The following is an 18,281-nucleotide window of genomic DNA, read 5'->3' on the forward strand; positions in this document are numbered from 1 at the left end:
TTGTATAGTAAAGGTTTTTAATATTGGCACCTCACTTGCTTTACATAAACGTTCATCGATAACTCGATGCGCCGCTCTTAATAGCAGGCGAGAGCGGTATAGGGTATTACTTTTTGAAAATGTACTAACAGCGTTAAAGGCATTGCTGCCTCTCTCGATTCGGGAGAGGCTTTTTTTTGCTAGTAAGTTGGGCTGAATCGCACTGGAGGTGTTATGTCGCAAGGATGCAAAAAAACCACTTGTCCCTATTGTGGTGTTGGATGTGGTGTCGAGGTCAATGCGAAAGGAATCGTTGGGGATGCGTGTCATCCTGCAAATGCGGGGTCACTGTGCGTAAAGGGTGTCGCGTTGGCAGAGAGTTTGAATATGCCTTCGCGTTTGCTGTATCCAAAGCTTGTCACCAAGCAGCGACCTCAAGGGCAAGAAGTACAATGGCAACAAGCCACGGATCTGATTGCAGAAAAGATTCATCAAGCGAAAGCAGAGTTTGGACCGGATTCCGTCGCGATGTACGTGTCAGGCCAGTTGTTGACGGAAGACTATTACGTCGCCAACAAACTCATGAAAGGCTATGTTGGCAGCGCAAACATCGATACGAACTCTCGTTTGTGCATGTCTTCGGCGGTTGCGGCTCATGTACGAGCATTTGGTGAAGATGTCGTTCCCGTCAATTACGACGATATTGATAAGACTGAGCTATTGATAATTTGCGGTGCTAATACCGCTTGGACGCACCCTGTTTTATTTCGACGCATTCAACAAGCGAGAGAAAACAATCCTAATCTCAAGCTGGTGGTCATTGACCCGCGTGAAACGGTCACCGCGCAGCAAGCTGATTTGCATCTACCGATTAAAAACGATGGGGATGTATCACTTTTTAATGGGCTGCTTAAGTTTCTTATTGAGCAGCAATGCATTGATTTTGAATACATAAACTCCCATACCGACGGGTTTGATGCGCTTGCAGAAGAAGTCTCTGATTTGCGTTACGATGTCACTAATCTAACGTCTTCCATTGGCATTTCAGAAGAAAAACTCACGACATTCTTCCAATGGTTTGCGCAAAGCCCAACCGCGATCACGTTGTTTTGCCAAGGGGTTAACCAAGCCGAAAATGGTGTCGATAAAGGCAATGCCATTATTAATGCACATTTGGCGTCAGGCAAAATTGCCAAGTCAGGTTGCGGGCCGTTTTCTATTACAGGTCAACCGAATGCGATGGGCGGACGAGAAGTCGGTGGTTTAGCAAACCAGTTAGCGGTTCATCGTGCTTTTGACGCAGAGTCTATCAAGCAAGTGCAAGCGTTTTGGGATTCACCAGAAATTGCCACTCAGCCCGGTTTAAAAGCCGTTGAACTGTTTGAGGCGGTAGAACGTGGTGAGATTAAAGTTCTCTGGATCATGGCAACCAATCCCGTTGTCTCTTTACCAGATAACCAATTGGTGAAACGTGCACTAGAGATTTGTCCGTTTGTGATTGTTTCCGATATCACAGCGGATTCGGATGTAGCGCATTACGCAGACCTGTTGCTGCCCGCTGCTGGCTGGGGGGAGAAACAAGGCATGGTGACCAACTCTGAGCGTCGACTTTCAAGGCAGCGTCAGTTTCAAACGCCTCCGGGTGAAGCAAAATCAGATTGGTGGGCGATAAGCCAAGTCGGACAAGCTCTGTGTGCATTGGAAAAGACACAAAATGGTTTTGCATTTACTTCTGAGCGGTCGGTATTCAGGGAATATGCGGCGATGACAGGCATGAATGCAGATTCGCCATTGAAGCTAGATCTTTCTCAACACGCCAACTTAACCGAGCAAGAATACGAAGAGTGGGTACCGACACAATGGGGAGGAGAGCGCCCTTTTGCTGATGGCATCTATTCGCACCCAGATGGTAAAGCGCGTTTTGTCGTGACCAGTGAATCTCCAACGCGTTTAGAGAGAACAAAAGGCTGGTGGCTCAATACGGGCAGACAACGCGACCAATGGCATACCATGACGCGCACAGGTCATATCGCACACCTTGCCGCCTCAGAGTTAGAACCAACCGTGTACATGAACACACTCTCTGCTACTCAAAATCGCTTAAAAGCAGGACAACTCACCAAGCTGTTTCAGCCTACTTCAAACACCAGTATTTATGCCAAAGTTGCCATTGATGAAGGTTTGGGTTTTCAAGAGCTATTTATGTCAATGCACTGGGCGGGTCGATATGGCGGTGAAAGCGGTGTCAACGCAATAGTAAACAGCGCAAAAGACCCTATTTCTGGGCAGCCTGCGTTTAAGTCATCTTATGTTGAAGTGCAAGAGGCGGCGGTAAAAACTTACGGTATGTTCATTGGTACACAGTTTGATTCCGGCAAGTTTCTCTACAGCGCATTTCAAGCAGAAAGTAATTTAGGCATCTGGCGCTTTGCACACGACAAACGACCAAAGAAGCAGAGTTTTTGTCGAACGGAAAAGAGCCGCAGAATTACGATAGATATTGCCCAAGGTTGGCTAGCAGTGGATTACGACCTTGTTGGAGACGTGCGTATCATTCGTTCTGTTTTAGTGGTGTCTAGTGACCCGATTCAAACCGACTACACCAACTTTACCGGCTTGATTGGCAAACCGATGGCGCTATCGCAACTGCTTACCATCACTCAATCGCAAAGCAGCGCCAAACTGGTTTGTAGTTGTTTCCGTGTCACCGATAAACAAATACATGACGCGATGGAGAAACAAGACTGCACTTCACTGACTCAACTTCAAAACAAACTCAAATGCGGCACTAACTGTGGCTCGTGCGTCTCTCAAATCAAACAAATGGTCAACAGCCATCAGCATCAAAAGGGCAAACAGCAAGCGAACCAGCAAAGTTTGGCTATTCAAATAAAGTAAGTCATAAAGAGGATAAGCACATGGAAGCGCCTTATCAAAAGTCTTGGTTTAAGAAAGGACAAGTGAGTCAGAAACAAGAACGCTCGTCTCGCTTTTCTAAGCATGATCAAGCAAGCAAACTAAACAAGCTTTTAGAAGACCATTCAGTAGACCTGGACGCGAACCACAAAGGTTTTGTCTCGATTGTTGGATCAGGGCCGCACGATCCTGACTTGTTAACGGTAAAGGCTGTGAAAGCGATTATGTCGGCAGAGGTTCTGCTGTACGACCGTTTGGTTAACAAAGATATTTTGGAGTTGGCTTCGCCACAAGCCGATTGGATTTACGTGGGCAAACGATGCGGACAACCTAGTATTGGTCAGGAAGAAATTTGTGACTTGATGGTATCGCTCGCTCAGCAAGGAAAGCGAGTTGTGCGCTTAAAAGGGGGAGATCCATTCGTATTTGGCCGTGGAGGCGAAGAGGCGTTAGCGCTCGTCAAACACTCTATCGCTTACGAAGTCATCCCCGGTATTACTGCTGCGATTGGATGTTCAGCAAACAGCTTGATTCCGTTGACTCATCGTGGCGTTGCTCGCAGCGTTACCTTTGTGACAGGGCAAGTGGTAACAGGCGCATTTGAGGCTTGGAGCAATCTGATGCAAAGCGGACAAACGTTAGTCTTCTATATGGGGTTAGAAAAATCATCGCAAATACAAACGGGTTTAATCAACTCCGGTTTGAGAGAAGATTTTCCCGTCGCGATCATCACTCATGGTTGCAGCCCTCAACAACAAGTGCATGTTACACAACTCAATCAGCTCAATGATTTATCGATTACACTTAAAGGCGTGAGCCCAGCATTGATTGTGATGGGAGAAGTTGTCAAACTGCGCGAACAACTAATAGAAACCGTACAGTCAGTGACGGAATACGAGGGAATATGAGCAGCATTTTGGAATGTATTAGAACAGTCGGTCGTGGCGAACGTGGTAGAAAACCACTGAACTTTGACCAAGCGTTTCGAGTTATGGATGAATACCTAAACGGTGAGTGCGACGACGATCAGATGGCAATGTTATTGATGCTGATCCGTGTACAGAACGAGACTCAACAAGAAATCGCTGGCTTTGTGAAAGCATTCCAATCCCGCATGCCTGCTATTGGTGCAGACATCGACTGGCCTTGTTATGCAGGTAAACGTGAAGCGGCAGGTCAACCTTGGCACCTGTTGGCAGCGAAGATCCTCGCCGATAATGGCCATAAAGTGCTGATGCACGGCTATCATGACCGTCAGTCTGGTCGTTTGCATGCCGAAGATTACCTCGACAAGTTTGCCATCAAGAAAGCGGAATCAGCCGAAGACGCAAAACGTGTCTTAGAAACACAAAACATCGTGTATCTACCGCTAAGTTCGTTTGCACCCCAAGCAGAAACCATGATCGGTTGGAAGAATCGTTATGGGCTTAGAACGCCGATTAATACCGTGGTTCGAGCATTGAATCCGGGGCAGGCGACGGTTGGTATTCGTGGTAGCTTTCATCCCGGGTTTCAACAACTTCATGCTGAAGTCGAATTCGAGATTGGCAAAACCGCTCATGCCGTTGTGTCATTCAAAGGACAATCTGGTGAGTCAGAATACAACCCAAAAGTAAGCCAAACAGTATGGTTAAGCCAAACAAGCGGTGTGACGTCGCATTACTGGACGGAGCAAATGCTGTCTGAGGTGCCAATACCTGTGAACTGCCCATTTGGGACGTCAGAAGATGACATGAACCAAATGGCAAATACGGTTCTTGCTACGATGACAGTGGTCTTGTTTGCACAAATGCATGATCGAGAAAAAGCCTTTGAACGTGCCTTTAGTTATTGGCAGACGTACTGTCATTACGAGTAATTTTGAGTTGACTGGCTAAACCAAAGTATTGGTTTTAGACAAATCCACTCAAAACTAACAACGCAAAGTTGTTGAATCTGAATCCATTATCTATTGTTTGAAGAAGGTTAAAGATCCTAGCTCACCAGTGATGTGTTTCACCACCTTGCTCCGTATCAGAGAGGTGAAACTGCAGTTTTGACCTCAATTGCGCTCATTCTTTACTTCGCGTTTGAGAATTAGAAATTCCCATATGGTAAGACACAGAGGACATGGATAATGGTTCTAAAGCATACCACTCCCACTAAAAAGGCTTCTCATCCTATCCCGCAAGAAGCCTTCGATTGGTACGATGAATACGCACACGGAAAGATCTCACGCCGCGAGTTCCTCAATCGACTCGGTGGGCTCGCAGTGCTGGGTTTTAGCATGACGGCACTGGTCGATGCGCTAACCCCGAATTACGCACTCGCAGAACAAGTTTCGTTTAACGATCCTGACATCAAAGCAACTTACGAAACCTTTCCATCTCCAAACGGGCATGGAGAAGGGCGCGGTTATTTGGTTATGCCACAGAAGAAGACCCTGAAATCGCCGACCGTGTTAGTTATTCATGAAAATCGCGGATTGAACCCTTATATCAAAGACGTGGCTAGGCGACTCGCCAAAGACGGTTTTATTGCTTTTGCTCCAGATGCGCTATACCCACTTGGTGGCTACCCGGGGAATGATGATGAGGGTCGCGCTATGCAGAAAGAGATGGACAGAGCCAAGATCGAACAAGACTTTATTGCAGCCGCTAACTTCCTCAAACAATACGAGGGTGGCAACGGTAAATTGGGCGCGGTTGGATTCTGCTTCGGTGGATACATTGTCAATATGCTTGCAGCGGTAATGCCTGAAGAGCTCGATGCAGGTGTGCCTTTTTATGGAACACCAGCTGCGCAAGAGCTCCAAAAGCAAGTCAAAGGGCCGTTGATGATTCACTTTGCAGGGCTCGATAAGCGTGTTAACGACACATGGCCTGCTTATGAGCAGCAATTGATCGCAACCGACGCACAGTATCAAGCGTTAATGTATGAGAACGTCAACCACGGCTTCCATAACGACTCAACAGCACGCTACGCACCGGAAGAAGCAGCACTCGCTTGGGAGCGCACACTCGGCTTCTTCAAAGAACATCTTGCCTCTAGTTAAAACGCTTCAGCTTTAGTTGGCACATTCCTTGTTATGTCTCTCTTAGTGAGTGAGATATAAACAAGGAATGTGCATGACTCAATCAACGTCAAAAACACCCATCATAGTATGCTGTGATAGCCTCCAAGAGCAGGCTCGATTGTCCGGCTTATTGAGCAAAGATTACGACAACATCATCGGTTGCCAATTGGCACAACTAGAAACGTTAATGCAACGAGAACCGTCGGCAAGCGTTGTGGTTGGATGGCAGCAGCCAACGGCAGAACTGCGTTTGATCGTCGATTTCTGCCGCAGAAAATCAACACCACTTCTTATCGTCTTAAAGCAGTTATCATCTAATGATATCAATCGGTTATCAGAAAAAATGGACTATGTACTCATGCCGCATGATAGTGAGTTTGCACTTCAACCTTGGATTGAACATGCGACATTAGTGAGAGCGAAATTCGAAAGTATGCAATTGGAAATTGAATCGCTGACCAATAAGATTGAAGAGCGCAAGCTGGTGGAAAAAGCCAAAGGTCTGCTGATGAAGATGCACAGCGTTGATGAAGATCAGGCTTATAAAGCGCTTAGAAATTCGGCCATGCAATCGAGCCAAACGCTCGCACAAGTTGCCAAGAATTTGATAACTACTTTGGAAGTGTTGGATTAGTTGCTCTACCACTTTGGGGTTAGGGTGTATTTTCTAACGTGGTGCGTGTTGCACTATCAGCAAGCAATAACAGGGAATAAGAAACGGTGGAATAATCTAAGTTATTGTATTTACTGTAAAAAATAAGTTGGCACAGTAATTGGATTAGTAGAATTGGGTTTATTGTTGAATCGCTTATCTCAATTATCAACGGCGGTAATTGTAGACTTAGCAACGGCGCTACTGCTCTTCGGAGTAGTGGCGCTTTTTTTATGGGAGCAAACCAATGAAATGGAGTTCGATGCTGAAAGTGTCAGCAATTTCGTTATCGGTATTCACCACGGTCAGCGTAAAGGCAGAGTTGGGTGAGCCAGAAATTGAAGACCTGAAGTTTGGTTTTATTAAGTTAACCGATATGGCACCGCTGGCGGTTGCTTATGAGAAAGGCTTTTTTGAAGACGAAGGCTTGTACGTCACTTTAGAAGCACAAGCAAACTGGAAGGTGCTATTAGACCGAGTCATCGACGGTGAGCTTGCTGGCGCGCACATGCTTGCTGGTCAGCCATTGGGCGCAACGATAGGTGTTGGCACAAAAGCAGAAGTGATTACTGCGTTCAGTATGGATTTGAACGGCAACGCAATCACGGTTTCCAATGATACTTGGGAGCAGATGAAGCAATACATTCCAAAGCAACCAGATGGCAAGCCAGTTCACCCAATCAAAGCGGATGCACTGAAGCCTGTGGTCGACAGCTATCTGGATAAAGGCAAACCGTTCAACATGGGGATGGTGTTCCCTGTATCGACGCACAACTATGAGTTGCGATACTGGTTAGCGGCAGGTGGGATTCATCCAGGCTTTTACGCACCAGACTCAGGCGATAACAGTGGCCAATTGGATGCTGACGTTCTTTTGAGTGTTACACCGCCACCACAAATGCCAGCCACAATGGAAGCGGGCACGATCAAAGGGTACTGCGTAGGCGAACCATGGAACCAACAAGCCGTATTCAAAGGTATTGGTACGCCAGTCGTGACCGATTACGAGATCTGGAAGAACAACCCAGAGAAAGTATTTGGTGTTTCCAAAGCTTGGGCTGAGAAGTATCCAAACACGCACATTCGTGTAGTGAAAGCCTTGATTCGAGCGGCACATTGGTTGGATGAAAACGACAATGCCAACCGCCAAGAAGCAGTGAAGATGTTATCAAAAAGTGAGTATGTTGGAGCGGATGCCGAAGTTATCGCCAATTCAATGACGGGCACGTTTGAATACGAGAAAGGCGACAAACGAGATGTGCCAGACTTCAACGTGTTCTTCCGTCATAACGCCACTTATCCGTATTACAGCGATGCGATTTGGTACCTGACTCAAATGCGTCGCTGGGGACAGATCTCAAGCGAGAAATCCGATGATTGGTACATGGATGTCGCAAAAGAGGTTTACCGTCCGGACATTTACCAACAAGCGGCTCAAGCGCTAATTGAAGATGGTGTGTTGAGCAAAAAAGACTTCCCAGATTTCAGTGCTGAAGATGGTTTTCGTGCGCCACAAACACACTTTATCGACAACATCGTTTATGACGGTCGCGAGCCAAATAAATATCTAGAGAAGTTCTCTATCGGGCTTAAAGGAAAAGACAAGGTTTAACCATAACGATAAACGCCACAGGCGAGGGGGATTCGCTTGTGGCAACAAGGATGTAAATTTCTTAGGAGTGAGTATGTCTAGTAATGTCATTTCCCTGTTTCCTGCTAAGCAGGTAGTGAACCGAAGTCGGCTGGTGCTTTTGCCCGTCATTGGCTTGCTGATCTTTTTGGCAATGTGGCACTTAGCGGCGAGAGAAGTGCAAACTTCATTAGGTACGCTACCGGGACCTGTGCAAACTTTTCAGCAGTTCAGCAACCTTGTCGATGACCATTGGCAAGAGCGAGAAAAGGAACAAGCGTTTATCGAGCGTCAGGAAAAGCGCAATGCTGCGAAGTTAGCGAAGAATCCAGACGCGGAAGTGAAGATTCGTCCTTACACAGGTAAACCGACGTTCTTCGACCAAATCGTGACTAGCTTAGTGACTGTGACCGCGGGCTTTCTGCTGGCGACGATTATCGCGATTCCGCTTGGCATCGTGCTTGGTCTTAATCAAGGGCTGTATCAAGCGTTCAACCCAATCATTCAACTGCTCAAGCCCGTATCACCTTTAGCTTGGCTACCCATCGTTACCATGGTTGTAAGTGCCACTTATGTGAGTGATGACCCGATGTTTGCTAAGTCGTTCATTAACTCTCTGATCACAGTAGCGCTATGTAGCTTATGGCCGACGCTGATTAATACCGCTGTGGGTGTAACGAGCGTTGATAAAGACTTAATCAACGTGAGCAAAGTGCTCCAACTTTCGTGGTGGCAGCACATTCGCACTATCGTTTTACCTTCTGCCATTCCAATGATCTTCACAGGTTTACGTCTCTCTTTAGGTATCGCTTGGATGGTGTTGATTGCGGCAGAAATGCTCGCTCAGAACCCGGGGTTAGGCAAGTTCGTTTGGGATGAATTCCAGAACGGCAGCTCGGCATCATTGGGGCGCATCATGGTGGCAGTCATCACCATTGGTTTTATCGGTTTGATGCTCGATAGAGGCATGCTGCAACTTCAAAAGTGGCTGTCTTGGAATAAACAACAAGCGTTGAGATAAGGGAAACGATCATGGAAAAAGCATTATTAGATCTAACGCGTTTAGGGATGCGATTCCCAACGCCAGATGGCGAGTTCATCGCGCTTAAGAACGTCGATTTACAAATCAATAAAGGTGAGTTTGTATCCCTAATTGGTCACTCTGGCTGCGGTAAATCAACGGTATTAAACTTAGTCGCAGGGCTACACATGCCAACAGACGGCGGCGTAATAGTCGATGGACGAGAGGTGGCAGGGCCGGGACCCGACCGCGCAGTGGTATTCCAAAACCATTCATTATTGCCTTGGTTAACCGTGTATCAAAACGTTGAGCTTGCAGTAAAACAAATTGCCGGCAAAGAGGGTAAAGCGTGGATTCAGGAACAAGTGAATCACTACTTGGAGTTGATTCAAATGCAGCATGCCGCGCACAAAAAGCCGGATGAAATCTCTGGTGGTATGAAGCAGCGAGTCGGCATTGCGAGAGCACTGGCACTTCAACCAAAGGTTTTATTGATGGATGAACCATTTGGCGCGCTGGATGCGTTAACACGCGCGCACTTACAGGATGCACTGATGAAGATTCAAGCCGAGCTAAACAACACCGTCATCATGATCACCCATGACGTGGATGAAGCGGTGCTGCTATCCGACAAAATCGTGATGATGACCAACGGACCGGCTGCAACTATTGGTGAAGTGTTAGAAGTGAATCTACCTCGCCCTCGTGAGCGTGTTGCACTGGCAGATGATGCGCAGTATCAGAAGTGTCGACAAGCGGTGTTGAAGTTCCTTTACGAGAAGCAATCTAAAACCGAGATTCCAGCTTCGAAAGAAGACAAACCCAAAACCGCAGCGCAAACGGCATAAGGAGGCAGCGATGAACAGTCCTTTAACGATCCCAGTAAAGAACGCATTGAGCCACATCGTTGTGGTAGGCAACGGTATGGTCGGGCAACACCTCGTCGAGCAATTAGTGCAGAAAAATGCGCATTTGGAGCACCGAATTACCGTGATTGGTGCAGAGCGTTTTATCGCGTATGACCGTGTACAGTTGTCCTCTTTGTTCGCGGGTAAGTCTCATGATGATTTAATGCTGAGTAACCAAGAATGGTACGACATGCATGGCGTCCAACTGGTACTTGGCAGTCAAGTAACAGGCATCGACAGAGAGCAAAAGCACATTCTGCTTGATGGTGAAGATGTGCTGGGTTACGACCAACTCGTGCTCGCGACCGGTTCGTACCCATTTGTGCCGCCAATTGAAGGTAAAGACCGCGACAATGTGTTTGTCTACCGCACGCTTGAAGACCTTTCACAAATCAAAAAAGCATGTGAAGGCGCAAGAACGGGCGCCGTGATTGGCGGTGGCTTGTTGGGTTTAGAAGCGGCTAATGCACTAAAACTATTGGGGCTAGAAACTCACGTTATTGAATTTGCTCCTCGTCTGATGCCTGTACAGTTAGATGATGGTGCCGGCTTAGTACTAAAAGAGAAGATTGAAGCGCTAGGGTTAACCGTTCACACCTCAACAGGTACGGAACGAATCTGCGATGGTGAAACGGCCAAGCATCGTATGGTGTTTAAAGACAAAGATCCTCTCGAAGTGGATGTGATTGTCTTTTCCGCAGGCATTCGCCCTCAAGATGAGTTGGCAAGGCTAGCTGAACTAGAAGTCGGCGAGCGAGGCGGCATTGTGATTAATAACCGATGCCAAACCAGCGATGAGAACATATACGCGATTGGCGAATGTGCCCTTTGGGAGCAGAAGATCTTTGGTTTGGTCGCACCCGGTTACACCATGGCGAGAACTACAGCCGATGTCTTGACTGGAATGCCGAGCGAAGGTTTTAAAGGTGCAGACATGAGCACCAAACTCAAACTACTTGGGGTGGATGTGGCGTCTATCGGTGATGCACAAATGCAAACCGAAGGCGCACAGGAAATGGTCTTGCAAGATGCGGTCGCAGGCATCTACAAAAAGCTGGTGGTTGATGCGAGTGGCACTCAATTGCTTGGTGCGATTCTCGTTGGTGACAACAGCGATTACGATGCGCTCTTACACTGTTATTTGAACAAAACGGTCCTGCCAGACCACGCGGCGAACCTGCTGTTTGATACTGGAATGCTTGATGGAGAGATGCCAGACAGCGCCATCATCTGTTCTTGTCACAACGTCACAAAAGGCGACTTAGTTGCCGAGATTCAAGCTGGCACTACCAACCTGACGGACCTTAAAGCCAACACCAAAGCCGGTACTGGCTGTGGTGGCTGTAGCAATATGGTCAAGTCGGTATTGGATACTCAATTGGCAGCTATGGGGGTAGAGGTTAACAACCACCTTTGTGAACACTTTGAGCTCAGTCGGCAAGAGATGTTCCATATTTGCCAAGTGGAACAGATCAAAGACTTCGACACTTTAATCACACTGCATGGCAAAGGGCATGGTTGTGATATTTGTAAGCCGACAGCGGCATCTGTGTTTGCTTCTTTGTGGAATGAACACATCATGGAGCCGCAGCATCAGTCTCTACAAGATTCTAACGATGCCTTTATGGCTAACCTGCAAAAAGATGGCTCCTACTCGATAGTGCCTCGTGTTCCGGGCGGCGAAATTACACCAGACAAACTCATTGTGCTCGGCGAAGTTGCTCAGCAATATGATCTGTACACCAAGATCACTGGCGGTCAGCGAGTGGATTTATTTGGTGCGCAGTTAGAGCAACTTCCTGAAATCTGGCAAACCTTAATTGATGCTGGTTTTGAAACAGGGCACGCCTACGGCAAATCGGTGCGCACCGTGAAATCTTGCGTCGGTTCTACTTGGTGTCGCTATGGTGTTGATGATTCGGTTGGATTAGCCATTGAGTTAGAGAACCGTTACAAAGGATTGCGAGCGCCCCATAAGCTTAAGTTTGCCGTATCGGGCTGTACTCGCGAGTGTGCAGAAGCGCAAAGTAAAGACATTGGGGTGATCGCCACTGAAAACGGCTGGAATCTATACGTTTGCGGTAATGGCGGCATGAGACCAAGACACGCTGATTTGTTTGCATCCGACTTATCCAAATCAGAGTTGATCACCATGATTGACCGAGTTTTGATGTTCTACGTCAGCACAGCTGATCGCTTGCAGCGTACGTCGGTGTGGATGGAGAACATGGAAGGGGGCTTAGATTACCTTAAACAAGTGATTTTGGATGACTCTCTGAATCTATGTGATTCTTTGGACGAACAAATGGCGCGAGTCGTAGATACCTATCAATGTGAGTGGAAGAGTACGCTGGATAATCCTCAAAAACTGCAACGCTTCCGTCCTTTCTTGAACAGCACGGCGGGCAGTAAAGTCTTACCGTACCAGCGTGTACGCGGTCAGCGTATTCCGGCGAAACAGGAGGTGTAAATGGCAGCTTTAACCAAAGTGAAATTGTGTCAGCTTGATGATCTAATGCCGTTCATCGGTGCCACAGTGTTGATTGAAGGCGAGCATGTCGCGTTATTCTACATTCCTGATAACGGTGTTTACGCTGTTCAGGATTGGGACCCAATTGGTAAGGCTTATGTGATGAGTCGAGGGATTGTCGGTGATATCGATGGTGAGATGTGTGTTGCATCACCGCTATACAAACAACACTTCAGTTTAAAGAGTGGGCAATGTTTGGAAGACGAAGCGCACTGTCTAAAAACCTGGCAAGTAACGGTCGACGATAATCAGGTTTGTTACTTACTCGAAGAATGATCCTCGAAGTTCTTTAGTCTGCTCGATATGAGTAAATTCTTAGCGTAAGAGACAAGCGAATAAAGCTCCAGAGACACCACAGTATGGTTCTGGAGCTTTTTGTTATTTAGAAGGATTCACTTGTAGTTCGGTATAGCCAGTCGAGTCGTCCATCGCTCTGGTGAACTCAAGTTCTGAGTAAGAATGGATGATCAATTCTGCGGTAGTATCAATCACTGTGCCTTCCAGCAAGTGCCCACCCCAAACTCGTCCTTCACGATCAGACACCGAGATATGAACGTGTTGATGTTCAGGCGTTAGGGTTCCCATCACAGAGACAATTTCAAGTGGCTCTTGTTTGGTTAACGTGCTCTCTGCACCTGCCAAACGAAGGTTGAGGTCAGAGAAACAGCCAACGCATGAGGCAATCGAGCCTGCTTTGATACCATGCTTCTCGACCAATTTCGCTAGGCTCAGCTTTAAGTCCATGCCTTTGGTAAGACGTACTGCTATTACTTCAATCGACATATTACTTCCTAATCAAAACCAGCAAGCAGGAAAGCGCCGTATCCAAGTCGGCATAACGTTTGGCTTTGCCAAGTACGCGCATACCTTGCATGTTGTTGAGAACAAAACGAGCGAGCTCTTCTGGTTTCAGTGTTTTCGGCACTAAGGTTTCTTTCTGCGCATTGGTCAGCGCATCTGCAATGATGTCGATAAGATGGTCAAATAAGAAATGCCCTTTACGCAGTACATCATCGTCTTCACCAGCGTGCTCAATCAACGCATTTTGAATAAAGCACCCACAGTTGCGTTTGCGTTGCAGCTCAGCAAAAGATTTAAGGAACGATTCCAACTCAGGTAAAGACGCGTCGTCTTTTTCCAAATCATTCAGTGAAGGTAGCGAGACCTTCTTCAAGTAGGTATCGAGCGCCTCGTAGTAGAGTTGTTGCTTGTCACCATAGGTGTTGTAAAGACTGAAGCGGTTGATGTTCAACTCGTCGGTGAGATCCGAGATAGACGTGTTCGCAAAGCCCTTGCGCCAAAACACATCCATAGCCACGAGAAGCTTTTCATCTCGGTCGAAGTTGGCTTTTCTTGCCATAAATTACCTGCCTGGGTCTGCTTATCGGGTAATTAAATTGCTTTGGAGGGATGGTACAGAGAACCTCTAGCGTTCGAACTGAACCAATATGATGAATACCCATCTATTCTTGGGTATCAGCCCCCAAATTCATATGAACTCACAAACGGCATCAAAAATCTCGCTCAGCAAACAGACCCACAACTGTTTGAAAATTTTTGATAGTGAAGTTCTTGACTGATCGTTTATAAACTGGCTACAGTATATCCTAACCAATCGGTTAGAAAAAGATAAAAGGATGTGAAATGAAGCTCTATGAAACAGCAATGACTCCAAGTTGTAAGCGAGTTAGCATTTTTCTAAAGGAAATCGGTGGCGAGGTTGAGCGAATTGCGCTGAACGTTCGTGAGGGCGATAACCTATCTGAACCGTTTAAATCGAAAAGCGTGAACGGCAAAGTGCCTCTACTAGAACTGGATGATGGTACGACGATCTGTGAAAGCGTGGCGATTTGTCGCTACCTAGATGAAGCGTTTGAAAATGATCTGGCGCTGTTTGGTGCTAACCAACTTGAACGTGCTCAGGTGGAAATGTGGCATCGTGTGGTGGAGTTCCAAGGACTAAATGCGGCATTTCAGGCGTTTCGAAACATGACCGGAGTTTATGGAGACAGAGAACGTTGCGTTGAAGCATGGGGCGAAGAATCAAAACAACGCGTCTATGAATTTCTGCCTGTCTTAGACAAGCGGCTTGAACATAATTATTTTATCGCCGTAGACCATTTTACTATCGTCGATATAACAGGCTTTATTTTGATCAGTTTCGCAATTAAAGGCCTAGAAATTGATGTGCTATCGACGTCGCCAAACATTGCTCGATGGTATAACCAAATTTTAGCTAGACCTGCATTTCAGAGTTAATGTATTGCAGCGAGTGGATGATAGCTCGCTGCTACCACCTTACCGATTCTTAACTCAGCAGGATATTCAAATTTTTTCAGATTTTCTTATTTTTTCTCCTATCGCCTATAATTGGAAAAACAACCTCAATTTGCTTCGTTGCGTTTTAGAGCCTTGGGCTCTTGGTCCGTAGACGCTCTCTTTCATCATGGAAAGTCTAATAATAGACAAGGAGAGGTCATGAGTATTCAAGTGAAAACTATCAATAATATTCTAATCGCCCTGTTAATGGTTTCGGTTTTTGGTCTATTCGCACTGTACCTCAATTACACACAGCAGAATGAACAGATTGAAAGGCTGCAAAGTCAGTTAATCGAAAAAGAGCATCAGATACTAATTTCTAATGAAGCGTTGTCTTACACTCGATATCAACACCAATTATTAGCCGAAGACTACAGCCGTTTTAGAAATGAGCAGTCAGTGACTAGTGTTTTGCGTTAGCCAGTAAAGCAACCGTATTAAGGAGGAAGATGAAACCCATTCTTTTGGTCGATGATAGTAAAACAGTACTGCTTTACATCAGCAGTGCATTGGAAAAGCAGGGCTATGAAGTGGTTGCAGTTGAAGACGGAAGAGCGGCGCTTGAGGTGCTAACCCACCGCCCTGATATTCAGTTTGTGCTGAGTGATTTAATGATGCCTGGAATTAATGGTATTGAATTGTGTCGCCAATTAAAATCTAAAGTTAGCGAACGTTACATTTTCTTTGTTCTACTGTCTTCTAGAAATGACCAAAGTTCGATCGTGAAAGGCATTGATGCTGGCGCAGATGATTTCGTAGATAAGAAGACGTCTGTAGAGGAACTTCAGGCCAGAATCCGTGCGGGGTTTCGTACTTTAGAACTGCACAACAAACTCGTTGAGAGAAATAAAGAGCTAGATGCGGCCTATCAAACAATTCACCAAGACCTACAGTCTGCTAGTCATCTGATGGAGCAACTACTCCCTGCTGAATCAACTATTCAGAATGTAAATTTTAGCTATGTCTACAAACCATGCTCCCAGATTGGTGGTGATATGTTGGGGTATTTGGAGCTCGATGAACGACATGTTGCGTTTTATGTATTTGATGTTTCTGGTCATGGTATTTCTTCAGCTTTGATGGCTTTTTCTATTCAACAGACGCTATCTCAAAGTCAGGGGCCTGATTCGATCACGATGGAGTTGAGAGATGACGGCTATTGCGTAAGTGAGCCTGCATCTGTGATTGAACGGCTAAATCGGCGTTATCAGCAAACTAGAAACAGTCAACTTTACTTTACTATGGCTTACGCCATTCTTAACACAAAATCAGGGCAACTTAGCTATTGCACGGCTGGCCACCCCAGGATCTTAGTTTGGCGAACGAGTACGAAAACGATGGAACAGATAGGTGACGATAACTTTATCGTTGGTGCAATGCAGCCGATGGAATATATCGGTAACCAAATTAGTCTGGATGAGGGCGATGCATTGTGGCTTTATTCGGATGGTTTGATTGAAGCGAGGCAGGGTGAGGAGATGTTTTCACTACAACGATTGGCATCGAGTATAAAAGCTGTTTGCACGCTGACAGTTGAAGACCAAGTGGGAGACGTCTTTAAAAAAGTACAATCTTGGCATAACGAAGATGAGTTTGATGATGATGCCAGCCTTTTACAGGTAAAATGGCATGGTGAGAGGCTCGATTTTAAGGAAAAGAATGTCAAAGAGCGAATTTAAACGAACTTACGGGAGCTCCCTTACTCACTCACGAAGTGCGAGCAAAGACGTTGTTCGGTTTTTGATGGGTCATCAAATCCCCTTAAATGCAATTCAATCATTGGAGCTTTGTGTCGTTGAACTCATGAATAACGCTTATATTCATTCTTACAGTGAAATAGAAGGCCTACCAATTGAAGTGGAGTGTAGGGTTGGGGATGACCAAGTGTCCGGTTTCGTGGAATTGAGAGTCTCTGATTGCGGAGAGCCGATCAATGAAAAGACGTTCATCCAACATAAAAATAAACAGATTGAGGCACCTAACTTAATGGATGACGATAGTTGGTCCTCCTCAGGTCGCGGACTGATGTTAGTCGCTCAATTATCTGACCTGTTTACATTGGAAAAAGGTTTCGAAAACAATACGTTTGTTGTAGTGAAAAGGAATAGGGAGAGAAACTAACAACCAAGCAAAGTCGATTTGCTTCACTTGGTCCCTAGCGTTAATCTGACGGTTGCGTTGTATATCATTGTTATTTTGTATTCGTTGTTGGTGCCGGTGATAGTAACGCCTCCAACTCTTCTGGTGTTAGAATATCACTGATGTTTAACATATTACTTTCATCATCTAGCGCCATCTTTGTACGGCTAAGTAAGTACCTTTTTTGAGTTGGTGTTAAGTCTTTGAGAGACTCAATCAACTCCCTGAAATTGCTATTATTCATTGCCATATTTCCCCCAGTTAAGCCTTGAATTTCTTTATTGCATATTCTTCAAGTAAGTGAAGATTTGTTGATTAATTGCAGCTAGCTCTTTAGTAACTATAGCTATATCTGAGCTATCTGGCGCTGTATCGTTTCTGGTTTTTTCTTCTATTCTTTGAAACGCAATGACCGCGGTGTCTTCTCCGAAACTCTCTAGAATGCCCTTTAAACTATGAGCTAATAGATAGAGTTCTGACCAACATTTGCTTGCATATAGCTCATCTATACGCTCTATATCATTCGTGTGATCTTCAAGGTATGTAGAAAAAACAGTGACGATCAGATCTACGTCGTTATCCATGTATGTATTGAGAACATCAAAATTAATCATGTATACCCCTATTAAACGTTGAGGTAGAGGAATGTTTCGGATAATGAAGGCTTAGCCGAAGGTATGAATGGCATAACCAGTATTTGAGCAGAAATAGTTTGCTTGTCGCTTGAGATAAACTTACAAAAAGAAAGTCATTGTTAAAGATATTTTGACTTATATCCAAACGGCAATGGTCGAAATGTAGGGATGAAAAAACTTCAACTCGCGTGTTTTTAACACAAGTAGCAAAGGGGATGTTTCCAAGTAAAACGCCGAGTCGGTAAGTGTCTTGCAGTCCTAGTTTAAGGCTATCGTTGCATACGGACGCCAGACGTTCGCCAACTTTGACTATTCCTTCAGTCAAGGCTAACTCTCCTCATTAAGTACAAGTATAAATTAGCAATCTAGTTGCATATTGGCAAGTAATCTACGGCAAAAAAGGGACTCGCGTCCCTTTTGTTTTCAGCCCTAAACCACCTACTTCAGTAGGTGGTTATCATCCGTTTCGGCTTTGCCTGTAAAACTACTCATGCTAA

Annotated in this window: 18 protein-coding genes; 14 read left to right on the plus strand and 4 right to left on the minus strand. The window is 45.7% G+C overall.

Features of this window, described 5'->3' with window-relative positions:
- Positions 1-213: 213 nt before the first annotated feature.
- The 10 genes from R7E47_RS03920 to nirD all read left to right on the plus strand — a co-directional run bounded on the left by R7E47_RS03920 (position 214) and on the right by nirD (position 12,967).
- A complete protein-coding gene (locus tag R7E47_RS03920) occupies positions 214-2,877 on the plus strand; it encodes a nitrate reductase (protein ID WP_318083783.1) in 2,664 nt (887 codons plus the stop codon).
- Between the two features lie 20 nt (positions 2,878-2,897).
- Entirely contained in the window at positions 2,898-3,803 is a 906-nt protein-coding gene (gene cobA, locus R7E47_RS03925; protein WP_318083784.1) for a uroporphyrinogen-III C-methyltransferase, read from the plus strand.
- On the plus strand, positions 3,800-4,753 hold the full coding sequence (locus tag R7E47_RS03930) for a glycosyl transferase family protein (RefSeq protein WP_318083785.1): 954 nt from the start codon (positions 3,800-3,802) through the stop codon (positions 4,751-4,753). The genes cobA and R7E47_RS03930 overlap by 4 nt, the downstream gene beginning before the upstream one ends.
- 258 nt (positions 4,754-5,011) lie before the next feature.
- On the plus strand, positions 5,012-5,929 hold the full coding sequence (locus tag R7E47_RS03935; protein WP_318083788.1) for a dienelactone hydrolase family protein: 918 nt from the start codon (positions 5,012-5,014) through the stop codon (positions 5,927-5,929).
- A 73-nt stretch (positions 5,930-6,002) separates the two neighbouring features.
- Complete coding sequence (locus R7E47_RS03940) at positions 6,003-6,584, plus strand: ANTAR domain-containing response regulator (RefSeq protein ID WP_171342572.1); 582 nt, start codon at positions 6,003-6,005, stop codon at positions 6,582-6,584.
- Between the two features lie 265 nt (positions 6,585-6,849).
- Complete coding sequence (locus tag R7E47_RS03945) at positions 6,850-8,214, plus strand: CmpA/NrtA family ABC transporter substrate-binding protein (protein WP_005375887.1); 1,365 nt, start codon at positions 6,850-6,852, stop codon at positions 8,212-8,214.
- Between the two features lie 73 nt (positions 8,215-8,287).
- Positions 8,288-9,253: an ABC transporter permease gene (locus R7E47_RS03950; RefSeq protein WP_053303689.1), complete on the plus strand. Its 966-nt coding sequence runs from the start codon at positions 8,288-8,290 to the stop codon at positions 9,251-9,253.
- Between the two features lie 11 nt (positions 9,254-9,264).
- Entirely contained in the window at positions 9,265-10,101 is an 837-nt protein-coding gene (locus R7E47_RS03955) for an ABC transporter ATP-binding protein (RefSeq protein WP_318083790.1), read from the plus strand.
- A 10-nt stretch (positions 10,102-10,111) separates the two neighbouring features.
- Positions 10,112-12,631 (plus strand): nitrite reductase large subunit NirB, encoded by a 2,520-nt coding sequence (gene nirB, locus R7E47_RS03960; protein ID WP_274060480.1) that lies wholly within the window; start codon positions 10,112-10,114, stop codon positions 12,629-12,631.
- Positions 12,632-12,967 (plus strand): nitrite reductase small subunit NirD, encoded by a 336-nt coding sequence (gene nirD / locus R7E47_RS03965; protein ID WP_005499059.1) that lies wholly within the window; start codon positions 12,632-12,634, stop codon positions 12,965-12,967.
- Positions 12,968-13,069: 102 nt separating this feature from the next.
- Here the strand turns inward: nirD and R7E47_RS03970 are convergent, their stop codons facing one another.
- Complete coding sequence (locus R7E47_RS03970) at positions 13,070-13,474, minus strand: PPC domain-containing DNA-binding protein (protein ID WP_025539882.1); 405 nt, start codon at positions 13,472-13,474, stop codon at positions 13,070-13,072.
- A gap of 1 nt (position 13,475) precedes the next feature.
- Positions 13,476-14,051: a TetR/AcrR family transcriptional regulator gene (locus R7E47_RS03975; RefSeq protein ID WP_005375904.1), complete on the minus strand. Its 576-nt coding sequence runs from the start codon at positions 14,049-14,051 to the stop codon at positions 13,476-13,478.
- Positions 14,052-14,335: 284 nt separating this feature from the next.
- Between R7E47_RS03975 and R7E47_RS03980 the strand changes: the two genes are divergently transcribed.
- The 4 genes from R7E47_RS03980 (at position 14,336) to R7E47_RS03995 (ending at position 17,131) form a co-directional block, all read left to right on the plus strand.
- Positions 14,336-14,950 (plus strand): glutathione S-transferase family protein, encoded by a 615-nt coding sequence (locus tag R7E47_RS03980; RefSeq protein ID WP_005387550.1) that lies wholly within the window; start codon positions 14,336-14,338, stop codon positions 14,948-14,950.
- A 219-nt stretch (positions 14,951-15,169) separates the two neighbouring features.
- Complete coding sequence (locus tag R7E47_RS03985; protein WP_017820228.1) at positions 15,170-15,430, plus strand: hypothetical protein; 261 nt, start codon at positions 15,170-15,172, stop codon at positions 15,428-15,430.
- Between the two features lie 29 nt (positions 15,431-15,459).
- Positions 15,460-16,689: a PP2C family protein-serine/threonine phosphatase gene (locus tag R7E47_RS03990; protein WP_005387548.1), complete on the plus strand. Its 1,230-nt coding sequence runs from the start codon at positions 15,460-15,462 to the stop codon at positions 16,687-16,689.
- Between the two features lie 64 nt (positions 16,690-16,753).
- Positions 16,754-17,131, plus strand: coding sequence for an ATP-binding protein (locus tag R7E47_RS03995; protein WP_318083799.1), 378 nt, complete (start codon positions 16,754-16,756; stop codon positions 17,129-17,131).
- Positions 17,132-17,201: 70 nt separating this feature from the next.
- Here the strand turns inward: R7E47_RS03995 and R7E47_RS04000 are convergent, their stop codons facing one another.
- Together R7E47_RS04000 and R7E47_RS04005 are read right to left on the minus strand one after the other, a co-directional pair.
- Positions 17,202-17,393 (minus strand): hypothetical protein, encoded by a 192-nt coding sequence (locus R7E47_RS04000; RefSeq protein WP_025767706.1) that lies wholly within the window; start codon positions 17,391-17,393, stop codon positions 17,202-17,204.
- A gap of 34 nt (positions 17,394-17,427) precedes the next feature.
- Positions 17,428-17,763, minus strand: a complete 336-nt coding sequence (locus R7E47_RS04005; RefSeq protein ID WP_031781126.1) for an Hpt domain-containing protein — start codon at positions 17,761-17,763, stop codon at positions 17,428-17,430.
- Between the last annotated feature and the right edge of the window lie 518 nt (positions 17,764-18,281).

Source organism: Vibrio sp. Vb1026 (assembly GCF_033338745.1).
Taxonomy (GTDB): domain Bacteria; phylum Pseudomonadota; class Gammaproteobacteria; order Enterobacterales; family Vibrionaceae; genus Vibrio; species Vibrio alginolyticus.

What these genes read in the sequence shown, in the direction of transcription:
- R7E47_RS03970 (WP_025539882.1), bottom strand. Translation starts at nt 13,474, where the DNA reads ATGTCGATTGAAGTAATAGCAGTACGTCTTACCAAAGGCATGGACTTA.
- R7E47_RS03920 (WP_318083783.1), top strand. Translation starts at nt 214, where the DNA reads ATGTCGCAAGGATGCAAAAAAACCACTTGTCCCTATTGTGGTGTTGGA.
- R7E47_RS03980 (WP_005387550.1), top strand. Translation starts at nt 14,336, where the DNA reads ATGAAGCTCTATGAAACAGCAATGACTCCAAGTTGTAAGCGAGTTAGC.
- R7E47_RS03955 (WP_318083790.1), top strand. Translation starts at nt 9,265, where the DNA reads ATGGAAAAAGCATTATTAGATCTAACGCGTTTAGGGATGCGATTCCCA.
- cobA (WP_318083784.1), top strand. Translation starts at nt 2,898, where the DNA reads ATGGAAGCGCCTTATCAAAAGTCTTGGTTTAAGAAAGGACAAGTGAGT.
- R7E47_RS04005 (WP_031781126.1), bottom strand. Translation starts at nt 17,763, where the DNA reads ATGATTAATTTTGATGTTCTCAATACATACATGGATAACGACGTAGAT.
- R7E47_RS03975 (WP_005375904.1), bottom strand. Translation starts at nt 14,051, where the DNA reads ATGGCAAGAAAAGCCAACTTCGACCGAGATGAAAAGCTTCTCGTGGCT.
- R7E47_RS03935 (WP_318083788.1), top strand. Translation starts at nt 5,012, where the DNA reads ATGGTTCTAAAGCATACCACTCCCACTAAAAAGGCTTCTCATCCTATC.
- R7E47_RS03940 (WP_171342572.1), top strand. Translation starts at nt 6,003, where the DNA reads ATGACTCAATCAACGTCAAAAACACCCATCATAGTATGCTGTGATAGC.
- R7E47_RS03990 (WP_005387548.1), top strand. Translation starts at nt 15,460, where the DNA reads ATGAAACCCATTCTTTTGGTCGATGATAGTAAAACAGTACTGCTTTAC.
- nirB (WP_274060480.1), top strand. Translation starts at nt 10,112, where the DNA reads ATGAACAGTCCTTTAACGATCCCAGTAAAGAACGCATTGAGCCACATC.
- R7E47_RS03950 (WP_053303689.1), top strand. Translation starts at nt 8,288, where the DNA reads ATGTCTAGTAATGTCATTTCCCTGTTTCCTGCTAAGCAGGTAGTGAAC.
- R7E47_RS03995 (WP_318083799.1), top strand. Translation starts at nt 16,754, where the DNA reads ATGGGTCATCAAATCCCCTTAAATGCAATTCAATCATTGGAGCTTTGT.
- R7E47_RS04000 (WP_025767706.1), bottom strand. Translation starts at nt 17,393, where the DNA reads ATGAATAATAGCAATTTCAGGGAGTTGATTGAGTCTCTCAAAGACTTA.
- R7E47_RS03945 (WP_005375887.1), top strand. Translation starts at nt 6,850, where the DNA reads ATGAAATGGAGTTCGATGCTGAAAGTGTCAGCAATTTCGTTATCGGTA.
- R7E47_RS03985 (WP_017820228.1), top strand. Translation starts at nt 15,170, where the DNA reads ATGAGTATTCAAGTGAAAACTATCAATAATATTCTAATCGCCCTGTTA.
- R7E47_RS03930 (WP_318083785.1), top strand. Translation starts at nt 3,800, where the DNA reads ATGAGCAGCATTTTGGAATGTATTAGAACAGTCGGTCGTGGCGAACGT.
- nirD (WP_005499059.1), top strand. Translation starts at nt 12,632, where the DNA reads ATGGCAGCTTTAACCAAAGTGAAATTGTGTCAGCTTGATGATCTAATG.